This window comes from Peribacillus aracenensis (genome assembly GCF_025175645.1).
GTDB classification, from domain to species: domain Bacteria; phylum Bacillota; class Bacilli; order Bacillales; family DSM-1321; genus Peribacillus; species Peribacillus aracenensis.
In genome coordinates, this window is sequence record NZ_JANZMJ010000072.1 from 1 (window position 1) to 3,471 (window position 3,471).

Below are 3,471 nucleotides of genomic sequence, written 5' to 3' on the forward strand. Positions count from 1 at the left end.
ACTAGATGTTGATCCGTAATTCTCTCAATTAGTTGATTTTGTTTGTTTTGCATTTTAAAATTCATAGTAGGGCTTCCTCCTTAAGACTTTGAGTTAGATTGGTCTCTATACTCGTATCTTACTGAGGGGTTCTATTTTTTTCAAACCTGATATTTAACGATCTACAGGAATGCTAACGGGTGCTTTACTTCATTACCAGGAGCTGATCAGCAGCTCCTTTTCTTATGCAACTATAGGGGCAGGATAGTTCTACAAGCACAGTGTATTGGAACTATGCGCCATTAAAACTTACACTACCTTACATTATTTGGTTTATAATGATAGTAAGGAGTTGTTGTTCAATTGAATGTTAAAGATATAAGTACATCCATTTCTGAAGATATTATTATTACTAATTTGACAGGTTTCATAACCCTCGCTGATGTATACGCCTGGTTTAATTCATTTGAGAAAACATGCTTTTCATTTATTAGACAAGGAAAAAAGTATAAGTTATTAGTTAATCGTAAAGGTTATACTCCAGAACATTTTTCTGTACAAAAATTGTGGAAAGACAAATTTTTTTCTAATAATATATTAGAGGACACAATTGCAGTCGCTTTTTTATTAGAAGAAGGGGATATTCTAATTCACCTTGAACAGTCTAATACCAAAGACAATGTAATATTCTCAAGTAACTATGACCAATTAATTGAATGGCTTACTAAATATAAATAATGGTTTCTACTCCTAAAGTTGCTGAAAGGTAACTTTTTTTATTTCACAGTTTGTGTCAACTCTACAATAAGGCAGGTTGCTGAAGCTGCCTTATCTTATGGCACTAACGGGGCAGGTTAGTTGAACAATGACTTGAAGGGAATTATGATAAAAAAAATCATTGATGATTAAAGTGACTTGATTATAATAGAGATGGCAACGGAACTTGGAAATCATAAGGCGGTTAAAAAATTGAAATGGGTAGATGTAGCGCTGAGTAGTTCGATTATTATTGTAATAACTTTCCTTCCTCCGTATTTTGATAGAATTGGTTTTTCTTTTTGGCTTAATACAGTATGTGGATCTGCTGTACTTTTTAGTGTTATTTTTATTGTACTACCTAGAATCAAATTCCTTCAGAAATCGGTAACAAAAAAAGTAGGCTGGTTGATTATGATTTCAGTTTTGATCTTTGTATTCATCTTGAGTGATTTAATCAATTATTGAGGTGCGTTTAATATATTTATTTAAGGTCGATTCCCTAACTTGGAAATCGGCTTTTTTGATATAGTGTCATAACTCAACTTAATTCCTGCTTATCTTTTGGGGTATTTATGGATTGAGAAATTCAGCAACATTAAGCCAATCCCTATAAGTCCGGCGAAGAAGGTTACGATAAATCCCTGTGGAGTCATATGAGCATTGTTGTCTCTTCATTTCATTTCTTTGTTTCCATACTGGATTTCTTAATGAACTAACAGGTGCGTTAGCTGAGATCAGAGCTGTCTATAAGGCAGCTCTTTCTTATGGAACTAAAGGGGCAGGTTAATTGAAGAAGGAAAAAGGATTTTAATGTTACTAATTGAAATTAATGTTAAAGTAAGAGTGGAAAAAAATTTTGAAAAATAAATGAGGGTATTTAATATGTTTAGGCTTAGTTTTTTGTTTCAGTTTGGTATAGCATCTATTTTACTTTTAATTTCTACTGTTTGTGCTTTATATGAAGGTAGTGCAATCGTGGATGATCATTGGGAATGGAAGTACTCAACACCATTTTCTCAATTTATATACGGTGAGGTAAATAGTAATAGCTCTATATCACAACTTGACTACTTTATATACGCAGCTAAATTTCAACCCACTTTTCCTGTCATTATGGTAATAAGCAGTTTATATTTGTTAATTCTTATGGGATATCATTTTTTAAAGCAACAGCATAAACGATTTGCTTATTATTTATCTTTTTTGGGTGGAGTATTATTCTTACTTAGTTATTTTATTTTTAATTCTCCCACATTTGGTGGTCAAATTCTTTTCTATATTTGGTTAGTGAGTGGTGTATTGTGCATTGTAACTGCTGTAATAATTTACTTTCAGATTTTAAATCGTAACACGAACGAAATTACAAATTAACCTTGTTGAACTAACGGGTGCTTTACTTCACTAAGGGAGTTGCTTTGGCAGCTCTTTTTGTTATGGAACTATCGGGGCAGTTTAGTTCAACAAAGAGATACGAATCAATAACTAACAATTTATAATTAATGTCTCAACAAATATTATTTTTTTAGGGAGTGATTTCAGTGGGGGAAATTATTTGGGAAGAGGACTGTGATTATTACAAGTTAGAACCATTAACTGATGAAATCGTTGAAAAAGCAGAAGAAAAACTGAAAATAAAATTACCACAATCGTACATAAATATCCTCAAGGATCAAAACGGGGGATATATTAAATTTAACTCGTATCCATCTGATGTTCCAACATCGTGGGCTGATGACCATATTAACGTTGACCATATTTTTGGCATAGGTCAAAAAGATAGTATATTACAAAGCGAATCTTTAATTAAAGAATGGGAAATGCCCGAAGGACTGATTTTGTTTAATGGAGATGGACATACTTGGGTTGCTTTTGACTATCGCAATGTTTCTTCAGAGCCTCCGATTGTTTTTGTAGATAACGATGATGAAAAGATTATAAAAATAGCTGAACATTTTGATGAATTTTTAGAACGTCTATATACCGAAGAATCCGAACCTTTTGATGATGTTGAACTTCAGATGAAGGAATACAGCAAGGAGGAATTTGAAATCCTTATACAAATACAACAAGATAAGGTAGAGGAAATAAGGGATGCCTTAATTCATCTATCGCAATTTGAGTCTGATGTAGAGTGGTTGAGTAAACAATTATTAAAATTAAGTAATCATCCTAATGAATATTTAAGAAATGATATTGCTGACATTGTATGGAATTATTTAACGTATCAATTAGATGATAAAACAATCCAAGAATTTATAGAGGTTTTCAAAAATGATACCGATATTGGTGTACAACAGTATGCTGAGATGATTATCGAAAAACTCAACTATTCTTATGAAGATTTACAAAGGGATTTGAGTTTAGATAACAGAGTCAGTTTTTCTTTTCAAGACCACATTTATCACATTAATGAACATTCCAACCAATGGCATCTCTCCGATTATGAATTCGATTTACAATCGTTTAGAACAGCTGAGGAGCTACTAAAACAGGCAACCTTGGATGGAAAGCCTTTAAAAGAAATTTGGGATAATACAAAAATATTATAGTACTTACTATGCAACTAACGGGTGCTTTACTTCAATAAGGAAGGTTGCTTAGGCAGCCTTTTTCTTATGGCACTAACGGGGCAGCATTCCTGTTAGAAGGATGTTCGAGGTCTTGAAAGAAAAAGAGCCCTCTTGTATGATGCATGAGTGTCAACGACCATTGACCCAGCATCAAACAAGGAGG

General features: G+C 32.8%; 2 protein-coding genes and 1 pseudogene. All 3 read left to right on the plus strand.

What is annotated here, in order from left to right; translation table 11 throughout:
- Positions 1 to 342: 342 nt before the first annotated feature.
- Entirely contained in the window at positions 343 to 717 is a 375-nt protein-coding gene (locus N0M92_RS28850) for an STAS/SEC14 domain-containing protein (protein ID WP_260288994.1), read from the plus strand.
- Positions 718 to 1,620: 903 nt separating this feature from the next.
- Positions 1,621 to 2,109: a YjdJ family protein gene (locus N0M92_RS28855; protein ID WP_260288995.1), complete on the plus strand. Its 489-nt coding sequence runs from the start codon at positions 1,621 to 1,623 to the stop codon at positions 2,107 to 2,109.
- Positions 2,110 to 2,276: 167 nt separating this feature from the next.
- Positions 2,277 to 2,720: pseudogene (locus tag N0M92_RS29385) on the plus strand (SMI1/KNR4 family protein); the annotation flags it as partial.
- Positions 2,721 to 3,471 lie beyond the last annotated feature (751 nt).

Bases quoted from the DNA above. Each gene is read 5' to 3' on its own strand.
- N0M92_RS28855 (WP_260288995.1), top strand. From the start codon at position 1,621: ATGTTTAGGCTTAGTTTTTTGTTTCAGTTTGGTATAGCATCTATTTTA.